The sequence below is a fragment of the Streptomyces sp. NPDC127038 genome (genome assembly GCF_042725875.1).
Lineage (GTDB): Bacteria > Actinomycetota > Actinomycetes > Streptomycetales > Streptomycetaceae > Streptomyces.
Window position 1 is genome coordinate 51921 of record NZ_JBHXDQ010000009.1, and the last position, 18095, is coordinate 70015.

The 18095-nt window shown below is 71.3% G+C and carries 17 protein-coding genes and 1 tRNA gene; 8 read left to right on the forward strand and 10 right to left on the reverse strand.

The window, feature by feature from the left end; genetic code table 11:
* Window positions 1-3 precede the first annotated feature (3 nt).
* Both ACFWI4_RS09550 and ACFWI4_RS09555 read left to right on the forward strand, forming a co-directional pair.
* Window positions 4-795: an alpha/beta hydrolase gene (locus tag ACFWI4_RS09550; protein ID WP_387192898.1), complete on the forward strand. Its 792-nt coding sequence runs from the start codon at window positions 4-6 to the stop codon at window positions 793-795.
* 77 nt (window positions 796-872) lie between these two features.
* The gene (locus ACFWI4_RS09555; RefSeq protein WP_387192901.1) at window positions 873-1430 is read left to right on the forward strand and encodes an acyltransferase; all 558 of its coding nucleotides are present in this window, start codon (window positions 873-875) and stop codon (window positions 1428-1430) included.
* 175 nt (window positions 1431-1605) lie between these two features.
* Here the strand turns inward: ACFWI4_RS09555 and ACFWI4_RS09560 are convergent.
* Window positions 1606-1677 (reverse strand) — tRNA-Cys (locus ACFWI4_RS09560).
* A gap of 228 nt (window positions 1678-1905) precedes the next feature.
* Here ACFWI4_RS09560 and ACFWI4_RS09565 point away from each other — a divergent pair.
* The 4 genes from ACFWI4_RS09565 to ACFWI4_RS09580 all read left to right on the forward strand — a co-directional run bounded on the left by ACFWI4_RS09565 (window position 1906) and on the right by ACFWI4_RS09580 (window position 7297).
* A complete protein-coding gene (locus ACFWI4_RS09565) occupies window positions 1906-3423 on the forward strand; it encodes an MFS transporter (RefSeq protein ID WP_387192904.1) in 1518 nt (505 codons plus the stop codon).
* A 176-nt stretch (window positions 3424-3599) separates the two neighbouring features.
* Window positions 3600-5402: a DEAD/DEAH box helicase gene (locus tag ACFWI4_RS09570; protein WP_387192906.1), complete on the forward strand. Its 1803-nt coding sequence runs from the start codon at window positions 3600-3602 to the stop codon at window positions 5400-5402.
* A 399-nt stretch (window positions 5403-5801) separates the two neighbouring features.
* A complete protein-coding gene (locus tag ACFWI4_RS09575; RefSeq protein ID WP_385405164.1) occupies window positions 5802-6443 on the forward strand; it encodes a helix-turn-helix domain-containing protein in 642 nt (213 codons plus the stop codon).
* 65 nt (window positions 6444-6508) lie between these two features.
* Complete coding sequence (locus ACFWI4_RS09580; RefSeq protein WP_387192909.1) at window positions 6509-7297, forward strand: S16 family serine protease; 789 nt, start codon at window positions 6509-6511, stop codon at window positions 7295-7297.
* Between the two features lie 58 nt (window positions 7298-7355).
* On the opposite strand, the gene ACFWI4_RS09585 is transcribed toward ACFWI4_RS09580, so the two are convergent.
* The 7 genes from ACFWI4_RS09585 to ACFWI4_RS09615 form a co-directional block, all read right to left on the reverse strand.
* Window positions 7356-7547 (reverse strand): hypothetical protein, encoded by a 192-nt coding sequence (locus ACFWI4_RS09585; protein WP_387192912.1) that lies wholly within the window; start codon window positions 7545-7547, stop codon window positions 7356-7358.
* A gap of 56 nt (window positions 7548-7603) precedes the next feature.
* Window positions 7604-8239 (reverse strand): ArsR/SmtB family transcription factor, encoded by a 636-nt coding sequence (locus ACFWI4_RS09590; protein ID WP_387192915.1) that lies wholly within the window; start codon window positions 8237-8239, stop codon window positions 7604-7606.
* 100 nt (window positions 8240-8339) lie between these two features.
* Entirely contained in the window at window positions 8340-9308 is a 969-nt protein-coding gene (locus ACFWI4_RS09595; RefSeq protein WP_387192918.1) for a glycine betaine ABC transporter substrate-binding protein, read from the reverse strand.
* Complete coding sequence (locus ACFWI4_RS09600) at window positions 9305-10174, reverse strand: ABC transporter permease (protein ID WP_387192921.1); 870 nt, start codon at window positions 10172-10174, stop codon at window positions 9305-9307. The genes ACFWI4_RS09595 and ACFWI4_RS09600 overlap by 4 nt, the downstream gene beginning before the upstream one ends.
* The gene (locus ACFWI4_RS09605) at window positions 10171-11382 is read right to left on the reverse strand and encodes a betaine/proline/choline family ABC transporter ATP-binding protein (protein WP_387193145.1); all 1212 of its coding nucleotides are present in this window, start codon (window positions 11380-11382) and stop codon (window positions 10171-10173) included. The genes ACFWI4_RS09600 and ACFWI4_RS09605 overlap by 4 nt, the downstream gene beginning before the upstream one ends.
* 106 nt (window positions 11383-11488) lie before the next feature.
* Window positions 11489-12136 carry an ABC transporter permease gene (locus ACFWI4_RS09610; protein ID WP_387192924.1) on the reverse strand — a complete coding sequence of 216 codons (648 nt, stop codon included), beginning with the start codon at window positions 12134-12136 and terminating at the stop codon, window positions 11489-11491.
* A gap of 22 nt (window positions 12137-12158) precedes the next feature.
* The gene (locus ACFWI4_RS09615) at window positions 12159-12629 is read right to left on the reverse strand and encodes an Lrp/AsnC family transcriptional regulator (protein ID WP_385405180.1); all 471 of its coding nucleotides are present in this window, start codon (window positions 12627-12629) and stop codon (window positions 12159-12161) included.
* 122 nt (window positions 12630-12751) lie between these two features.
* On the opposite strand from ACFWI4_RS09615, the gene hppD reads away from it, so the two are divergent.
* Complete coding sequence (gene hppD / locus ACFWI4_RS09620; protein WP_387192926.1) at window positions 12752-13897, forward strand: 4-hydroxyphenylpyruvate dioxygenase; 1146 nt, start codon at window positions 12752-12754, stop codon at window positions 13895-13897.
* A gap of 346 nt (window positions 13898-14243) precedes the next feature.
* Here hppD and ACFWI4_RS09625 read toward each other — a convergent pair whose 3' ends face one another.
* Window positions 14244-15980, reverse strand: a complete 1737-nt coding sequence (locus tag ACFWI4_RS09625) for a tetratricopeptide repeat protein (RefSeq protein ID WP_387192929.1) — start codon at window positions 15978-15980, stop codon at window positions 14244-14246.
* Window positions 15981-16072: 92 nt separating this feature from the next.
* On the opposite strand from ACFWI4_RS09625, the gene ACFWI4_RS09630 reads away from it, so the two are divergent.
* A complete protein-coding gene (locus ACFWI4_RS09630) occupies window positions 16073-17488 on the forward strand; it encodes an FAD-binding oxidoreductase (protein WP_387192932.1) in 1416 nt (471 codons plus the stop codon).
* Between the two features lie 28 nt (window positions 17489-17516).
* On the opposite strand, the gene ACFWI4_RS09635 is transcribed toward ACFWI4_RS09630, so the two are convergent.
* Window positions 17517-18035 carry an SsgA family sporulation/cell division regulator gene (locus tag ACFWI4_RS09635; RefSeq protein WP_385405189.1) on the reverse strand — a complete coding sequence of 173 codons (519 nt, stop codon included), beginning with the start codon at window positions 18033-18035 and terminating at the stop codon, window positions 17517-17519.
* Window positions 18036-18095 lie beyond the last annotated feature (60 nt).

Genomic DNA, 18095 nt, shown 5'->3' on the forward strand with positions numbered 1-18095 from the left:
CTGATGCGCATGGAAATGGAAATCGGAGCGCTGGCTGAGCGCGGTATTTTCGCTCTCGAGCAGCGGGGGCAGCAAGGGGCGCCGAGTGTCGTACTGCTTCACGGAATCAACGCGGATCACACGGAGGATCGCAGCAGCACGAAGCCGGGACTTTTCGATCTCTTGGTCGAGTCATTGGCGGCGCAGGGCATCGGGACCGTCCGGTTTGATTTCCGTGGGCACGGCCACAGCAAAGCCGTAGATGGTCATGTATCGATCGAGTCGGAGTTCGAGGACCTCGATGTCGTGATGTCTTGGCTTGTTGATAACGGCCGCAGGCCGCAATCCGTCGTTGCGTGCAGCTTCGGCGCATGCGCCACAGGTTTGTACCTGGAGCGTAAGTCGACACAATTTGAATGTGTCGTGCTGGTGAATCCGGTACTCAAGCCCCTTGAGACGTTCCTTGAGCCCGGCTCCCCGTGGGCGCGAGAGAACTTCAATGAGGCATCCCTTCGGCAACTCGATGAAACAGGGACTTTGATGCTGGACGGCGAACTACCCTTGGGTGTCAACTTCGTTCGGGATGTCAAGACCGTCCAGCCACAACGAGGGCTGAGCGAGTATCGAGGACCGCTGTCCATCGTCCACGGGAACGCTGACACCTACGTTCCGTTCGAGTACAGTGCCGATTTTGCTCGCCGCCAGCAGGCTTCGATGCTGGTCGTCACCGGATCCGAACACGGCTTCGGTGTAATGAAAGACCGTGAGTTCGTGGCAGCGCACGTTTCGAGCTACGTGGCGTGGGCTCTGAGGTGAGTGTCAAGGATCCCGGCGGGCGGTCATGGCCACGCGTGCGTGTGGCCATCGGCGATGACTGCATCATAGGACCGAACGTGCACCTCGGTCTGGTCCGCGAAGCCTGGGCCAGAGAGGAAAAGGTCCCGAGCGGCTGTGCTGTCACGATCGCTGACGGTTGCACGATTTCGGCCAACGTAGTCATCCATGACAGCTCGTCACTTGAGAGCTCCTGCTTTGTGGATGACGGTTGCCGGGTCGGCTACGGGTGTCGAATCGGAGCTGCCACACGTCTGGAGTACGGGGCATTCATCGGCGACCGGGTCGCCATAGGTGAATCGTGTGTCATCGCGGGGTTCGTCTGCGACGGTGTCGTCATCGGCAGAAGAGTTATCGCCATGGGAAATTTTGTGCATAAGCTCTCCGCCCCTCACGAGCCCTGGGGAGCCATCGAGTCCGCCGCGGTCGTCGAGGATGGGGCAGTGGTAGGGCTCGGTGCCACAGTGGTCGGCGGCGTCACCATAGGCAGAGGCAGTTACGTGGCAGCGGCGGCGCTTGTGAGCAAGGACGTGCCCCCGCATTCAGTGGTCACGGGTGTCAACGCCGTTACCGCAATGAGTGATTGGCAGGGAAGTGAACTCCGGATGGGTCTGTGAGGTTCATGCCGGGACCCGTCGATAGTCCCGAAGCAGCGCCGTTGCATCAGTCCTGATTTCAAGGCTGTCATCGCCCCGCCTGGTGGGTGGCGCGCGAAGGCGGGAGAAGGGAAGCGGGACGGACAGCCAACAGGGCGGCACTCCATGCAGAGGATGCCGCCCTGTTGGGCTTGGGAGGCCGTGGCGGGAATCGAACCCACGTAACTCGATTTGCAGTCGAGCCCCTGAACCACTCGGGCACACGGCCGTTCTCAGGTGCGGCACGGCTCACTCGTTCCGAACCTGATGGGACGACCGTAGGCGGCGCGGGAGAGCGGCCTCAAGGGTTCGGGCGCGGCCGCAACGCGACTGCCACACGCCGTTCACGAACGACGGCGGACCCGGTCCCTCCGGCCTGGACCTAGGTCCAAAGGCCCGCTTGATCACCGACCACCGACAGGAGTCAAACAAAGGGGCGCACCTTACGCTGACCTGCATGACAGCAGTGGAAGCGGGTGAGGTGGCGGCGGCTCCGTTCGAGGACGGGGCCGCCGGCGGCGGTGCGGGGGGCGACGGCGGGGTGCTCGGCCGGGCCTACCGGGCGCTCACCGTCGGGATCGTGTCCGTGGTGCTGGTCATCGCGTTCGAGGCGACCGCCGTGGGAACCGCGATGCCCGTCGCCGCACGCGAGCTCGACGGGGTCGCCCTGTACGCCTTCGCGTTCTCCGGCTACTTCACCACCAGCCTGTTCGGCATGGTCCTCGCCGGGCAGTGGTCCGACCGCGACGGGCCGCTGACCTCGCTGGCCACCGGCATCGGCGCGTTCGCCGCGGGCCTGCTGCTGTCCGGGACGGCCGGCGGCATGTGGACCTTCATCCTCGGGCGGGCCGTCCAGGGCCTCGGCGGCGGACTCGTCATCGTCGCCCTGTACGTCGTCGTCGGGCGGGCCTACCCGCAGCGCCTGCGGCCCGCGATCATGGCGTCGTTCGCGGCGGCCTGGGTCGTGCCCTCCGTCGTCGGACCGCTCGCCGCCGGCGCGGTCACCGAGCACCTCGGCTGGCGCTGGGTGTTCCTCGGCATCCCCGCCCTGGTCGGCGTTCCGCTCGCGCTCGCGCTGCCCCAGATACGCCGCCGGGCGTCAGGACCCGCCGGTACCGCCGGCCGCGCGCCCCTGGACCGGCGGCGCGTCCGCCTCGCCCTCGGCATCGCGCTCGGCGCCGGACTGCTCCAGTACGCCGCCCAGGACCTGCGCCCGCTCTCCCTCGTACCCGGCGCCGCCGGTGCCGCCCTGCTCGTTCCGGCCGTGCGCGGGCTGCTGCCCCGCGGCACCTGCCGGGCGGCCCGCGGACTGCCGTCCGTGGTGCTGCTGCGCGGGGTCTCCGCCGGCGCCTTCATCGCCGCCGAGTCCTTCGTGCCGCTGATGCTCGTCACCCAGCGGGGGCTGTCGCCGACACTCGCCGGGCTCTCGCTCGCGGCCGGCGGCGGGACCTGGGCCCTGGGCTCCTGGGTGCAGGCGCGGCCCGGCGTGGAGCCGTACCGGGACCGGCTGATGTTCCTCGGCATGCTGCTGGTCGCGGCGGCCGTCGCCGCCGCGCCGAGCGTGCTGATCCCCGCCGTGCCGGTGTGGACCGTCGCCGTCGCCTGGGCGTTCGGCTGCTTCGGGATGGGCCTCGTGATCGCCTCGACCAGCGTGCTGCTGCTCCAGCTCTCCGCCCCCGAGGAGGCGGGCGCCAACTCGGCCGCCCTCCAGATCTCCGACGCCCTGTCCAACGTCCTGCTGCTCGCCGTCGGCGGCGCCGCCTTCGCCGCCCTCGGCGGCGGCACGGTCGCCGGGACGGCCACCGGGGCCGCTTCCGGGGCCTCCGCCTCGCACCCGGCGGCCTTCGCCGCGGTGTTCCTGCCGATGGCCTGCGTCGCCCTGCTGGGGGCGTGGGTCACGACCCGCCTGCGGACAACTCCGGCCTCCGCACCGGTGATCGACAAGGCCCCCGAGGAGCCCTCCGGGGCGATGTGAGGTCAGTCCCATCCACCGCCGATCCGGCCTCGTCCGCACGCCGTCGCGAGCCGGGCGCCGGTAGGGTGGCCCGGTTGTCATACGTAGCCGAGCCGCCCGCGCGCCTCCCGTCAGGCCCCGTCCGACGCGCCGCGCGCGGACCCGGACGCTCCCAATCGACACCCAGACCGGAGACCGTGACTACCACCGCCGCCAGCGCCTCCTCGCACACCCACCACCTCTCGCCCGCCTTCCCCGGACGAGCTCCCTGGGGAACCGCCAACAAGCTGCGCGCCTGGCAGCAGGGGGCGATGGAGAGGTACATCCAGGAGCAGCCGCGCGACTTCCTCGCCGTAGCCACCCCCGGCGCCGGCAAGACGACGTTCGCGCTGACCCTCGCGTCCTGGCTGCTGCACCACCACGTCGTGCAGCAGGTGACCGTCGTCGCGCCGACCGAGCACCTGAAGAAGCAGTGGGCCGAGGCCGCCGCGCGGATAGGGATCAAGCTCGATCCCGAGTACAGCGCCGGACCCCTCAGCAAGGAGTACCAGGGCGTCGCCGTGACGTACGCCGGTGTCGGCGTGCGCCCGATGCTCCACCGCAACCGCTCCGAGCAGCGCAAGACCCTCGTCATCCTCGACGAGATCCACCACGCCGGTGACAGCAAGTCGTGGGGCGAGGCCTGTCTGGAGGCGTTCGAGCCCGCCACCCGCCGGCTCGCGCTCACCGGTACGCCGTTCCGCTCCGACACCAACCCCATCCCCTTCGTGACGTACGAAGAGGGCAACGACGGCATCCGGCGCTCCTCCGCCGACTACACGTACGGCTACGGCAACGCCCTGGCCGACCACGTCGTGCGGCCCGTCATCTTCCTCTCCTACAGCGGCAACATGCGCTGGCGCACCAAGGCGGGCGACGAGATCGCCGCCCGGCTCGGCGAGCCGATGACCAAGGACGCCATCAGCCAGGCCTGGCGCACCGCGCTCGACCCGCGCGGCGAGTGGATGCCGAGCGTGCTGCGCGCCGCCGACCAGCGCCTGACCGAGGTGCGCAAGGGCATCCCGGACGCCGGGGCCCTCGTCATCGCCTCGGACCAGGACTCCGCGCGCGCCTACGCCAAGCTGATCCGCGAGATCACCGGCACCAGGGCGACCCTCGTGCTGTCCGACGACACCGGCGCCTCCAAGCGGATCGACGACTTCTCGGCGAGCACCGACCGCTGGATGGTCGCCGTGCGCATGGTGTCCGAGGGCGTCGACGTGCCCCGCCTGGCCGTCGGCGTGTACGCCACCACCATCTCCACCCCGCTCTTCTTCGCCCAGGCCGTCGGCCGTTTCGTACGGTCCCGCAGACGCGGCGAGACGGCGTCCGTGTTCCTCCCGACCGTCCCCGACCTCCTCACCTTCGCCAACGAGATGGAGGTCGAGCGCGACCACGCCCTCGACAAGCCCAAGAAGGAGGGCGAGGAGGACCCGTACGCCGAGTCCGAGAAGGAGATGGAGGAGGCGAACAAGGAGCAGGACGAGGACACCGGCGAGCAGGAGCAGTTCTCCTTCGAGGCGCTGGAGTCCGAGGCCGTCTTCGACCGGGTCCTCTACGACGGCGCCGAGTTCGGCATGCAGGCCCACCCCGGAAGCGCGGAGGAGCAGGACTACCTCGGCATCCCCGGGCTCCTCGAACCCGACCAGGTCCAGCTGCTGCTCCAGAAGCGCCAGGCCCGGCAGATCGCGCACAGCCGCAAGAAGCCGGACACCGAGGCCGACCTCCTCGAACTTCCCGCCGAGCGCCGCCCCGTCGTCTCGCACAAGGAGATGCTGGAACTGCGCAAGCAGCTCAACACCATGGTCGGCGCCTACGTCCACCAGAGCGGCAAGCCGCACGGCGTGATCCACACCGAGCTGCGCCGTGTGTGCGGCGGTCCGCCGAGCGCGGAGGCCACGGCCGGACAGCTCCGGCAGCGGATCGCCAAGGTCCAGGAGTGGGCCACCCGGATGCGGTGACGCGGTATCCGGAACCCTCGCACGCGGGGCGGAACCGGTACCGACGGGGGCGTGTCGTGGTGGGGCGGGCGTGCGCCGCGAGCCCGTGCGCTGTGTATACGAACCGCGTACGCCGCGTCGCGCGCGCCCCGCGTTCCGGGACAAACGGAATCAGTTCGTACCCAGGGATGCCCGGATTCTGGACGGAGGCTTCCGCTGAGCGGACCGGCTCGCTACTGTCCCGCTACGCACACGCCCCGTGGCAGCGCCGCCGCGGAGCGCAGCCGTGAAGCGACCGCGGCCCGGGAAGAGCCCGGGGCGCCTGCCGACCGGCGGCCTCTGAAGCGCGTCGCCGACGGGACATCGGTGCCGCATCCGCCGTACGAGGGCCGCCGACCTCACCACTAAGGAGTGGGCGTCGTGACCGCGGAGACCTCTCAGACGCTCGACCGGGGACTGCGGGTCCTCAAGCTGCTCGCCGACACCGATCACGGGCTGACCGTCACCGAACTCTCGCACAAACTGGGCGTCAACCGGACCGTGGTGTACCGGCTGCTGGCCACGCTGGAGCAGCACGCCCTCGTACGCCGTGATCTGGGCGGCCGTGCCCGGGTCGGGCTCGGTGTGCTGCGGCTGGGCCGCCAGGTGCATCCGCTGGTACGGGAGGCCGCCCTGCCCGCGCTGCGGGCGCTCGCCGAGGACATAGGCGCGACGGCCCATCTGACGCTGGTCGACGGGACCGAGGCGCTCGCCGTCGCGGTCGTCGAACCGACGTGGACGGACTATCACGTGGCCTACCGCGCCGGCTTCCGGCACGCCCTGGACCGGGGCGCGGCCGGCCGTGCGATCCTCGCCGCCCGGCAGACGCCGGTGGGGGAGCCCGGGTACACGCTCACCCACGGAGAGCTGGAGGCGGGCGCGTGCGGGGCCGCGGCCGCGCTGATCGGGGTGACGGGGGTCGAGGGCAGCGTGGGCGTCGTCATGCTGGCGGACGCCGTACCGGAGCGGGTCGGCCCCCGCGTGGTCGACGCGGCCCGCGAGGTCGCGGACGCCCTGCGCTGACCGGGGGGCGTGGAGGCCGGGGCCTGTGGGGAGGTTCCCCCGGGCGGTGACGTTAGATTGACCCCGTGCTCTCTCGCCTCACGCGCCCCAAAGCCGTCGCCGTCTGCGCCGTCCCCGTCGTGGCCCTGCTCGCCACGGCGGTGTTCGCGCCGCTGCCGTTCTCCCTGGCGCAGCCCGGCCTGACGGCGAACGTCCTCGGCGAGAACAAGGGCGAACCGGTGATCACCATCACCGGCGCGCCCACCAGGAAGACCAGCGGCCAGCTGCGGATGACGACGATCGAGGCCACCGGCCCGGACGCGAGCGTCTCCCTCGGTGACGTGCTGAGCGCCTGGTTCGCCACGGACAAGGCCGTGATGCCCCGTGACTCGGTCTATCCGGGCGGCGGCAGCGTCAAGGAGATCGAGCAGCACAACGCGAACGAGATGAAGCAGTCCCAGGACAGCGCCACCGAGGCGGCGCTCGGGTACCTGCACGAGAAGGGCGACGTGAAGGTCACGCTCAAGCTCGCCGACGTCGGCGGACCGAGCGCGGGACTGCTCTTCTCGCTCGGGATCGTCGACAAGCTGGACGGCGACGGCAGCGGCGGCGACCTCACGGGCGGCCGGGTCGTCGCGGGTACGGGGACGATCGACGCCGACGGCAAGGTCGGCGCGGTCGGCGGTGTCAGCCTCAAGACCCAGGCGGCCCACCGTGACGGGGCGACCGTGTTCCTGGTGCCGAAGGCGGAGTGCTCGGACGCGAAGGCGGAGCTGCCGAAGAACCTCCGGCTGATCCCGGTGACCAGCCTCGACGGAGCGGTGAACGCCCTCGTGGCCCTGGAGAAGAACAGGGGCTCGGTCCCGAGCTGCTAGGGCCGTCTGTCCCACTTCCTGGCGGGCGGGGCCTCTCGCCCGCCGGTGGCGCGCTCCGTCAGCAGGCGACGGCGACGGCAGTCCTCGGCGCGGACGCCAGCCGCAGGCCGACCTCCACCAGCGTCCAGCCGACGCGGGCGCGCAGCCGACGGGTGTTCACGGCCTCGGTCGTGAGCCGGTACGCGTCGGCCTCGGCGCGAAGGTCGGCGGCGCGCACGTGCTGCAGCTGGAGGTGGGTCTCGGGATGCATGGCGGTGTCCTCTCCGTCGGTGTGATCGGGTCGTGCGCGGTGTCCGAGCGGGTGGATCAGTCCGAGGACTGCGGGAAGACGTGCGTGTGGAAGCGCACCTTCTCCGCCTCGGGGTCGTCCTCGGGTCGTTCCAGGGCGCAGTAGCTGTCGAGCAGGTCGTGCATCTTCTGGATGAGCTCCTTGGACTGCGCCGGGGTCAGCCGTATCGTGAAGTCGCTCATGTCGGAGGCGGGGGTCCACTGGTCCGGCCAGTCGCCGCGGGTGCCGAGCCAGGTCGACAGTTCACGCGCATGGGTCGTGGCGACCTCGTGCAGGAACATGTCGGCCGCCCCGCGCACCGCCGGGTCCGGGTCGCTGAGCAGGTCCTCGCCGAAGTCCAGACCCTGGTGCACGGCCTGCCACCAGCGTTCGCGTCCCTTGCCCCGCTCGGGGGCGTCCTCGACGAAGCCGTGCGCGGCGAGCTGCCGCAGGTGGTAGCTGGTCGCCCCGCTGGACTCGCCCAGCCGCTCGGCGAGCATCGAGGCGGTGGCCGGCCCCTTCTGCCGCAGGCTGCTCAGCAGTTCCATCCGCAGGGGATGGGCGATCCCCCGCAGCGAGCGGGCGTCGAGCCGGCGGTGCTGGGGCGGCTCGGGCGGCAGCGGCGGCTGCGGGGGGAGGGGTGCTTCCGGGGGAAGCGGTGGCTGCTCCGTCATGTGTACAAAGATAGCCTTGCAAAGACTCCCTTGCAACGGGTTCTTTGCAACTACTTCTTTGGATCGCGCCGCGCGGTCGGTCGAACCTCCACGAACCCGGTCAGTCCTGCTTCACGAACCCCTCCGACGTCATCCAGTCCAGCGCCACCTCGTGCGGGTCCTGGCCCTGCACGTCGACCTTCGCGTTGAGGTCCTGCGCCACCGTGTTGTTCAGCTTCTTCGTCACCGGTTCGATGACCTCGGCGATCTGCGGATACTTCTTCAGGGCCTTGGTGTTGATGACCGGAGCCGCGTTGTAGTTGGGGAAGAACTTCTTGTCGTCCTTCATCACCACCAGGTTCATCGACTTGATGCGCCCGTCGGTGGTGAACACCTCCCCGTACGTACAACTCCCCTTCGCCACCTGGGTGTAGATGATCCCGGTGTCCATCTGCGTGATGTTCTTCGCGGGGATGTGCATCCCGTACGCCTTCTCCATGCCCGGCAGCCCGTCGGCCCGGTTCGCGAACTCGCTCTCCACGCACAGGGTCACCGCGCTCGGGTCCGACTTCGACAGCGCGGCCACGCCGGACAGCGTGGTCGTGCCGTACTTCTTGAAGTTGGCCTGGTTCATGGCGAGCGCGTAGGTGTTGTTCAGGGCGGACGGCGGCAGCCAGGTGACCCCGTTCTTCGGGTCGGCGTCGTGCACGGCCTGCCACTGCTTCTGCGGGTCCGGGATCGGCTCGCTGTTGCCGAGATACGTGATCCACGCGGTGCCCGTGTACTCGTACATGGCGTCCGCGTCACCGTTCTTGATGGCCTCGCGCGCGCCGATCGACCCCTGGATGCCGGTGCGGTCGATCACCTTCGCGCCCGCCGCCTGGAACGCGATGCCCATGATCGCGCCGAGGATCAGCTGTTCGGTGAACTCCTTCGACGCCACCGTGAGGTCGGCGCCCTTGAGCGGCTCGCCCTGTCCGATGGTCCCCGGCTTGACGTTGTCGGTCATGGGGGAGCCGCTGGTCAGCCCGCACGCGGACGCCAGGACGAGGACGGCGGCCAGCGCCGCGGGACCACGCACCCGTCTCATGTCCCCACCTCCAGACCGCGCGGCCGCAGCAGCAGTTCGGCCAGCGAGGCCAGCCAGTCGACCAGGAGCGCGAGGGCGACGGTGAGGATCGCGCCGAGGACCAGGACCGGCATGCGCTGGGTGGTGATGCCCGTGGTGATCAGGACGCCAAGACCGCCGCCCCCGCCGAACGTGGCCAGCGTCGCGGTGCCCACGTTCAGCACCAGCGCCGTACGGACACCCGCGAGGATCAGCGGTACGGCCAGCGGCAGTTCGACCCGGGTGAGCACGCCCAGCGGGGACATGCCGATACCGCGCGCCGCCTCCAGCAGCGTCGGGTCGTTGGCCTTCAGACCCGTGATCGTGTTGGACAGCACCGGCAGGATCGCGTAGATCGTGATGCCGATCAGGGCCGACTTCTCGCCGGTGCCGAGCCAGATCACGAGCAGCGCCAGCAGACCGATCGCCGGGGTCGCCTGCCCCATGTTGGCGAACGTCATCGCGAGCGGGGTCAGCTTGCGGAACGCCTTGCGGGTCAGCAGGATCCCCGCCGGGATCGCGATGATCAGCACGAAGAACGTGGAGATCACCGTCAGCTGGATGTGCTGCCACAGGGCCTTGGACACCTGGCCGTTGGACAGGGCGTTCTTGGAGATCGCGTCGAGGTCGGCCTGCTGGAACCAGATCCAGGTGCCCAGCAGCAGGGCGATCAGCACGGCGGGCAGGAAGGTCAGCTTCTTCCAGCCGATCCGCCGCACCGGGGCCGTCGGCGCCGGCGGCGGCGCCTCCCGCTCGCCCGTGCCGTCCCCCTCGCTGTCGTCGCGGAAGGCCACCCCCTTGACCTCGTGCTCGCCCTCGGGACGCCGGTCGGCGGGCGGTGTGCTCACGCCTTCGCCTCCCCGCCGTCGGCGCCCTCCTGCTCGAACTGGGTCTGCTGGGCGCGCGCCTCCTCCAGTTCGTGCTGGTGCTCCAGGGCCTCAAGGCGGTCGGCCTCCAGGAGTTCGTGGACGGAGTTCATCAGCGTCTCCATGTCGACCACCCCGGTGTACTCGCCGCGCCGCCCGGTGACCGGGACCCGGCCCGAGTTGTCCGTGAGCACCGCCTCCAGCGCGTCGCGCAGGGTCGCGTCCCGGGTCACGGTGTCGTGCACCAGCGTGCCCGCCCGCGCCAGCGAGCCCTTGGCCCGCATCAGGTCGCCGCGCCGCAGCCACTTGTAGGGGCGGCCCCGCCGGTCGAGCAGCAGGATCTCGTTCGTACCGCTGGAGCGGAGCTTGCCGAAGATCTCCTGGAGCGGATCGTCGACGGTCACCGTCGGACAGCCGCTGATCTCCACGTCCCGTACGCGGCTGAGGTTGAGCCGCTTCAGGGCGGCGCCCGCGCCCACGAACCCCGACACGAAGTCGTCGGCCGGGTTGGTGAGGATCGCCTCCGGGGTGTCGAACTGCGCGATGTGGGAGTGCTCGCGCAGCACCGCGATCCGGTCGCCCAGCTTGATGGCCTCGTCGAAGTCGTGCGTCACGAACACGATCGTCTTGTGCAGCTCGTACTGGAGGCGGATCAGCTCGTCCTGGAGGTGATCGCGGGTGATCGGGTCCACCGCGCCGAACGGCTCGTCCATGAGCAGCACGGGCGGGTCCGCGGCCAGCGCCCGCGCCACGCCGACGCGCTGCTGCTGGCCGCCGGAGAGCTGGCGCGGGTAGCGGCCCCGGAACTCGGTGGGGTCGAGCCCGACCAGGTCCAGCATCTCCTCGACCCGGGCCGTGATCCGCGCCTTCGGCCAGCCGGTCATCCGCGGGACCAGCGCGATGTTCTGGGCGACCGTCATGTGCGGGAAGAGCCCGGAGGACTGGATGGCGTAGCCGACCTTGCGGCGCAGCTTCACCGGGTCCATGTCGGTGACGTCCTCGCCGCCGATCCGGATCCGGCCGCCGCTCGGCTCGATCAGCCGGTTGATCATCTTCAGGGTGGTCGACTTTCCGCAGCCGGACGGGCCGACGAAGACGACCAGCTCACCCGCCTTGATCTCCATGTTGACGCTGTCGACGGCCGCGTCGCGGCTGCCGGGGTAGCGCTTGGTGAGGTTCTCCAGCTCGATCGTGGCGCCGGTGGTGGACGTGGTGCCCCCGCCCGCCGGCTGCGGGGCCCCCGCCGGGCGGCCGGAGCCCTCGGCGCCCACGGGTCCCCCGGACGTCTCCGCCGTCTCAGACACGGATCCCCCTCGGAATGGTCAGCCGGCCGAGCAGGACGTAGGCGGCGTCGAAGAGCAGCGCGAGGATGATGATCCCGACCGTGCCCGCGAGCACCTGGTTGAGCGCGTTCTTGCTGCCCAGCGAGCTGATGCCGCGGAAGATCTCGTTGCCGAGGCCGGGCCCTGAGGCGTAGGCCGCGATGGCCGCGATGCCCATCAGCATCTGGGTGGCGATCCGGATGCCGGTCAGGATCGGAGGCCAGGCCAGCGGCAGTTCGACCCGCATCAGCCGGGCCACCCGTGACATGCCGATGCCCCGGGCCGCGTCGACCAGCGAGGGATCGACACCGCGCAGTCCGACGATCGAGTTGCGCACGATCGGCAGCAGCCCGTACAGCGTCAGGGCGATGACGGTCGGCGGGACGCCCAGGCCCACGATCGGGATCAGCAGACCGATCATGGCCAGCGACGGAATGGTCAGGATGGCGGAGGTCGTGGTGGTGGCGAGGTTGCCCGCCCAGTCGCTGCGGTAGGTGACCACGCCGATCAGCACACCGATGAAGGTCGCCACCACCATGCACTGGAAGACCGCGCTGGCGTGTTGGTAGGCGTCCGTGAGCAGCTGCTCGTGGCGGCTGCTCAGGTACTGCCAGAAGTTCACGCCATCACCCCGCTCCTTCGGTTCAGCGCTCGGTCGCCGCCTGTTCCACGAGCGGGATGATCCGCAGGGGAACCGCGTTCTCCATGACGATCGCCGTGGAGGCCCGGACGATGCCATCAAAACCGACAACCCGGTCGATCACCCGCTGGAGATCGGCGTTCGAGCGGGCCACCAGCCGGCACAGCATGTCCCCGCTGCCGGTCGTGGTGTGCAGCTCCAGCACCTCGGGCACGGTCGTCAAGTGGGCGCGTACGTCCGCGCCTTGCCCCTGCCGGATCTGGAGCGTGGCGAACGCCGTGACCGGATAGCCGAGCGCGGCCGGGTCGACCTGCGGACCGAAGCCCCGGATGACTCCGTTCGACTGAAGCCGGTCCAGCCGGGCCTGCACGGTGCCCCGCGCCACCCCGAGCCGCCGCGACATCTCCAGGACCCCGATGCGCGGCTCCTTCGCCAGCAGCACCAGCAGCCGCCCGTCCAGATGATCGATCGCCATGGCGGCCTCCGGGATGGTCATCATGTACAGAAAGCCCGGCTGTCCAGGCTCCTCGCTGAACATATTGTCCAGCCGACAGGCGAACTATTGCGCACCTTGCGGAACGGAGGGAGCCTGCGGCCATGACGCAGACCACACACCACACTCCCGACACCGCCCGGCAGGCCGATCCCTTCCCGGTCAAGGGAATGGACGCGGTCGTCTTCGCCGTCGGCAACGCCAAGCAGGCCGCGCACTACTACTCCACGGCCTTCGGCATGCGGCTCGTCGCCTACTCCGGACCGGAGAACGGCAGCCGCGAGACGGCCTCGTACGTCCTCGAGAACGGCTCGGCGCGCTTCGTGTTCACCTCGGTGATCAAGCCCGCCACCACCTGGGGCCACTTCCTGGCCGAGCACGTGGCAGAGCACGGCGACGGCGTCGTCGACCTCGCCATCGAGGTCCCGGACGCCCGTGCCGCGTACGCCTACGCGATCGAGCACGGCGCCACCTCGGTCGCCGAGCCGTACGAGCTGAAGGACGAGAACGGCACCGTCGTCCTCGCGGCCATCGCCACGTACGGCAAGACCCGCCACACCCTCGTCGAGCGCTCCGGCTACGACGGCCCCTACCTGCCCGGGTACGTGGCCGCCGCCCCGATCGTCGAGCCGCCCGCCCAGCGCACCTTCCAGGCCATCGACCACTGCGTCGGCAACGTCGAGCTCGGCCGGATGAACGAGTGGGTCGGCTTCTACAACGAGGTCATGGGCTTCACGAACATGAAGGAGTTCGTGGGCGACGACATCGCGACCGAGTACAGCGCCCTGATGTCGAAGGTCGTCGCCGACGGCACGCTCAAGGTCAAGTTCCCGATCAACGAGCCCGCCATCGCCAAGAAGAAGTCCCAGATCGACGAGTACCTGGAGTTCTACGGCGGCGCGGGCGTCCAGCACATCGCGCTGAACACGAACGACATCGTCGCGACCGTACGGACCATGCGCGCGGCCGGCGTCCAGTTCCTCGACACCCCGGACTCGTACTACGACACGCTCGGCGAGTGGGTCGGCGACACCCGGGTCCCCGTGGACGTCCTGCGCGAGCAGAAGATCCTCGCCGACCGCGACGAGGACGGCTATCTGCTCCAGATCTTCACCAAGCCGGTCCAGGACCGTCCGACCGTCTTCTTCGAGATCATCGAGCGCCACGGCTCGATGGGCTTCGGCAAGGGCAACTTCAAGGCCCTGTTCGAGGCGATCGAGCGCGAGCAGGACAAGCGCGGCAACCTCTGAGCCGACGACCCGGCCCGGGATCCTGAGCGCTCCGCTCCGGCCCGGGGCCCGAGCGGTTCCCCCGAGTCCCGGTGAACGCCCCCACGGCGTCCCCCGGGACTCGGCCGTTCTCCCGCCGGCGGGGCGGGCCGGTTCAACCGTCCGGCCCGCCGGTTCAATCGTCCGGTGGGGCCCGCCCGGCTTCCGCCGCTCCGCGGGGCCCGCCCGTTCGGCCGCCCGGGCGGGACTCGGGGCTCGTGCGTTCCGCCGTCCGGCTGGGCTTGCCCGCTCGACCGCTCGGCGGGGACCCGCCCGTGCCGCCGCCCGGCGGGGGCACGTCGGTGCCGTGGGTCAGTGGGTCAGCGGGTCAGTGGGGTGCGGGGCGCTCCGGCCGGGCGGCCGGGGACGCGGGGCCGGAGGGGGCGGACGTGCCCGCCGCGCCCGTCGTCCCCGCCGTGGAAGGGCCCGCCGCGCCCGCGGAAGGACCGGCCGCGCCCGTCGCCTCGCCCGGGCCGTCCTCGGGTGTCCGGGACTCCCCGGACGTGCCGGAGCGGTCGGAGCCGGCGGTGTCGGCCGCTCCGCCCGGATCCCCCGCCCCCTCCGCGTCGCCCGACTCGTCCGGCGGACCGCCGGCCGGCGGATCCCCGAGCGCCGTCAGCGACTCCCGGGCCTCGGGCGCCAGCAGCGGCGAGAAGTACGGGCTGATCCGCAGCGCCTCGGCGAGGTGCCGGCGGGCCGGACCGAACAGTCCCAGCTCACGCTCGATCCGCCCCCGGTGGTACGCGAACAGCGCACTGCGCACCCCGCCCCCGTGCTCCTGGTCCGTGGCCCGCACCGCGAATTCCAGCGCCTCCTTGTCGTCCCCGGCCCGGTGCAGCGCCCAGCCCAGCGCGTCCGCCACCGCGAGGCCGGGCTGCCGCCGCCACTCGGCCCGCAGCGCCTGGACCGCCGCCCGCGGGTCGCCGTGGTCCGCCTCGAAGAGCCCGAGGACCGGCTGGTCGTCCACGCCCGCCGCGCCGTCCCGCCGCACCAGCTCCCGCAGCAGCCCGTACTGCGCACGCGCCTCCGCACCGCGCCCGAGCTTCTCGTACACCTCGCCCAGCTCCAGCGCGTAACGCGGCTCGGGCCGTTCGGCGAGCGCCCTCCGATACGCCCGCAGCGCCTCCGCCGTGCGCCCCAGCGCCGCCAGCGCGCGCCCCTGCCCGGCCAGCGCCTCGTACGCGTACGCGTCCGTGGCCACCGCGGCCCGGTAGTGGTCGAGGGCCGCCCGGCGGTCGCCGCGTTCCCACGCGAGATCCCCCGCCTGCGTGAGGTAGGCCGCCTGTTCGGCCGGGCCGGCCGCGCCCGCCGCCGCGTCCGAGACCGCCGCCGCCGCGTCCTCGCGCCGGCCACGGTCCCGGTACACCCGCGCCGCGACGGCCTGGGCCGCAGGCCCGGTGCGCAGCGCCAGCAGGGTGTCCAGGGTCCTGCCCACGGCCTTGTAGTCACCGAGCCCGTCGTACGCGTCGACGAGCGCCGGATACGCCGTCCACCGCTTCGGCGCCAGCTTCGCCGCGGCCTCGGCCCACTGCTTCTCGGCCCGGAAGTCGCCCCGCGCCCCGGCGAGGGAGGCCAGGCCCTCCAGCGCCGCCGTGTTGTCCCCGGGCCGCAGCCTCAGCGAGGTCCGCAGCGCCTTCTCCGCCTTCGGGTAGGACGCCACGGCCGCCGTCCGCCGCGCCTGCTCCGTGTACGCGGCCCCGAGCACCGCCCACGCCACGTCGTCGCGCGGCCGCGCCCGCACCCGGGCCTCGTGGTCGTGGACGAGCGCGACGAGATCCGGCAGCGCCGCCGGCACCCCCGACCCCACCGCGGTCACCGCCCGCGCCACCGGCCCCGGGGCGGGCCGCGCCGCCCCGTCCCGGTCCGCGGAGGGCAGCAGCATCAGCACACCGCCGAGCACGGCACAGCCGGCCGCCGCCGCGATCAGCGGGCGCCGGACGAACGGGGAGCGGCGCGGGCCGGACGGCTCCGGGGACTGCTCGCCGGCGGGTTCCCCGGACCGCGGACCGGCGGGCACCTCGCGCCCCGCCCCGGCGGACACCGGCTGTCGCTCTTCGATCTCCATGCCGCTCACTGTGCGTCAATACGATGACCGGATCCGGGCATGCGAAGCCCCGGGCGGATGGGGTTCACACCGATGGCCCTTGGTGCGACGCTGTGATCATGAGCCGTATCGAAGCCCCGCACGACGAGGACCCGGCAGCGGCCGGAAGCCTCCTCGACCGTCTGCTGAGCGGCCTGCCGGCCGAGGCCGTCCTCACCGACCCGGACGTCACGGCCTCCTACGCCAACGACATGGCGAGCTTCTGCGAGGCGGGAAGACCCGCCGTGGTGGTCCTGCCGCGCACCGTCGAGCAGGTCCAGCACGTCATGCGCGTCGCGACCGCCCTGCGCGTCCCCGTCGTCCCACAGGGCGCCCGCACCGGCCTGTCCGGAGCGGCCAACGCCACCGACGGCTGCGTGGTCCTGTCGCTGGTCAGGATGGACCGCATCCTGGAGATCAGCCCGGTCGACCGCGTCGCCGTCGTCGAACCCGGCGTCGTCAACGCCACGCTCTCCCGCGCCGTCGGCGAACACGGCCTGTACTACCCGCCGGACCCCTCCAGCTGGGAGACGTGCACCATCGGCGGCAACATCGGCACGGCCTCCGGCGGCCTGTGCTGCGTGAAGTACGGCGTGACCGCCGAGTACGTCCTCGGCCTGGACGTCGTCCTCGCCGACGGCCGGCTGATGTCCACCGGACGCAGGACCGCCAAGGGCGTCGCCGGCTACGACCTCACCCGCCTCTTCGTGGGCTCCGAGGGCTCGCTCGGCATCGTCGTACGGGCCGTCCTCGCCCTGAAGCCGAAGCCGCCCCAACAGCTCGTCCTGGCCGCCGAGTTCGCCTCGGCGCGGGCCGCCTGCGACGCCGTCTGCCGGATCATGGAGGGCGGCCACGTCCCGTCCCTGCTCGAACTGATGGACCGTACGACCGTCAAGGCCGTCAACGACCTCGCGCACATGGGCCTCCCGGAGACCACCGAGGCGCTGCTGCTCGCGGCCTTCGACACCCACGACCCGGCGGCCGACCTCGCCCTGGTCGGTGGCCTCTGCGAGGCCGCCGGCGCCACCCAGGTCGTCCCCGCCGAGGACGTCGCCGAGTCCGAACTGCTGCTCCAGGCACGGCGGTTGTCGCTCACCGCGCTCGAAGCGGTCAAGGGCACCACGATGATCGACGACGTGTGCGTGCCGCGCTCCCGGCTCGGGGACATGCTCGACGGCATCGAGCGCGTCGCCGAGAAGTACGCCCTGACCATCGGCGTGTGCGCCCACGCGGGCGACGGCAACACGCACCCCACCGTCTGCTTCGACGCGACCGACCCCGACGAGTCCCGGCGCGCCCGCGAGTCCTTCGACGAGATCATGGCCCTCGGCCTGGAGCTCGGCGGCACGATCACCGGTGAGCACGGCGTGGGCGTGCTGAAGAAGGAGTGGCTGGCCCGCGAGATCGGTCCGGTGGGCGTGGAGATGCAGCGGGCGGTCAAGTCGGCGTTCGACCCCCTGGGCCTGCTGAACCCCGGCAAGCTGTTCTGACGCCGGGGCCCGGTCGTCCCACGGCCCGTCAGGACGGTTCGCCGTCCGCCGACTCGTCGGAGGGCCACGGGTCGCGCAGCCACAGGTCGTCGGGGGAGGGGGCTCCCGTCTGGTCGAGCGAGGGCGAGAGCCGCGGGGACGGCGCGAGCAGCTCGGCCAGACCGTCGTCGAGGCCGAGCCGCCCGGTCTCGGTGCCCGGCGGGACCGCCCTGAGGGTGCGCTCCAGCCAGGCGGTGATCTGCGCGGCGGGCGCCTCCAGCAGCGCGTCGCCGTCCGGTGAGCTCAGCGCCATCAGGACCACGCTCCGGCCGCCGACCTTCGTCGGCCACACCCGTACGTCGCCGTGGCCGCACGGCCGGAACACCCCCTCGACCAGCAGCTCGCGGGCGAAGGTCCACTTGACGGGATGGTCGGAACCGACGTGGAAGATGATGCGGACGGCGTACGGGTCGTCGGCGCGGTAGCTCAGCCGCGCCGGCACCGGGACGCTGTGTTCGGGCGACAGGACGAGATGAAGCTCAAGCTCGCGTTCCACCACGGTGTGCATGTCGAAGCGCTCCCTTTCGTCGTACGGGCTCCTGCGGGTGGGCCCGTACGAGTGGAGAGC

What these genes read in the sequence shown, in the direction of transcription:
- ACFWI4_RS09550 (WP_387192898.1), top strand. Translation starts at nt 4, where the DNA reads ATGCGCATGGAAATGGAAATCGGAGCGCTGGCTGAGCGCGGTATTTTC.
- ACFWI4_RS09565 (WP_387192904.1), top strand. Translation starts at nt 1,906, where the DNA reads ATGACAGCAGTGGAAGCGGGTGAGGTGGCGGCGGCTCCGTTCGAGGAC.
- ACFWI4_RS09585 (WP_387192912.1), bottom strand. Translation starts at nt 7,547, where the DNA reads ATGCATCCCGAGACCCACCTCCAGCTGCAGCACGTGCGCGCCGCCGAC.
- ACFWI4_RS09590 (WP_387192915.1), bottom strand. Translation starts at nt 8,239, where the DNA reads ATGACGGAGCAGCCACCGCTTCCCCCGGAAGCACCCCTCCCCCCGCAG.
- ACFWI4_RS09595 (WP_387192918.1), bottom strand. Translation starts at nt 9,308, where the DNA reads ATGAGACGGGTGCGTGGTCCCGCGGCGCTGGCCGCCGTCCTCGTCCTG.
- ACFWI4_RS09615 (WP_385405180.1), bottom strand. Translation starts at nt 12,629, where the DNA reads ATGGCGATCGATCATCTGGACGGGCGGCTGCTGGTGCTGCTGGCGAAG.
- hppD (WP_387192926.1), top strand. Translation starts at nt 12,752, where the DNA reads ATGACGCAGACCACACACCACACTCCCGACACCGCCCGGCAGGCCGAT.
- ACFWI4_RS09625 (WP_387192929.1), bottom strand. Translation starts at nt 15,980, where the DNA reads ATGGAGATCGAAGAGCGACAGCCGGTGTCCGCCGGGGCGGGGCGCGAG.
- ACFWI4_RS09635 (WP_385405189.1), bottom strand. Translation starts at nt 18,035, where the DNA reads ATGCACACCGTGGTGGAACGCGAGCTTGAGCTTCATCTCGTCCTGTCG.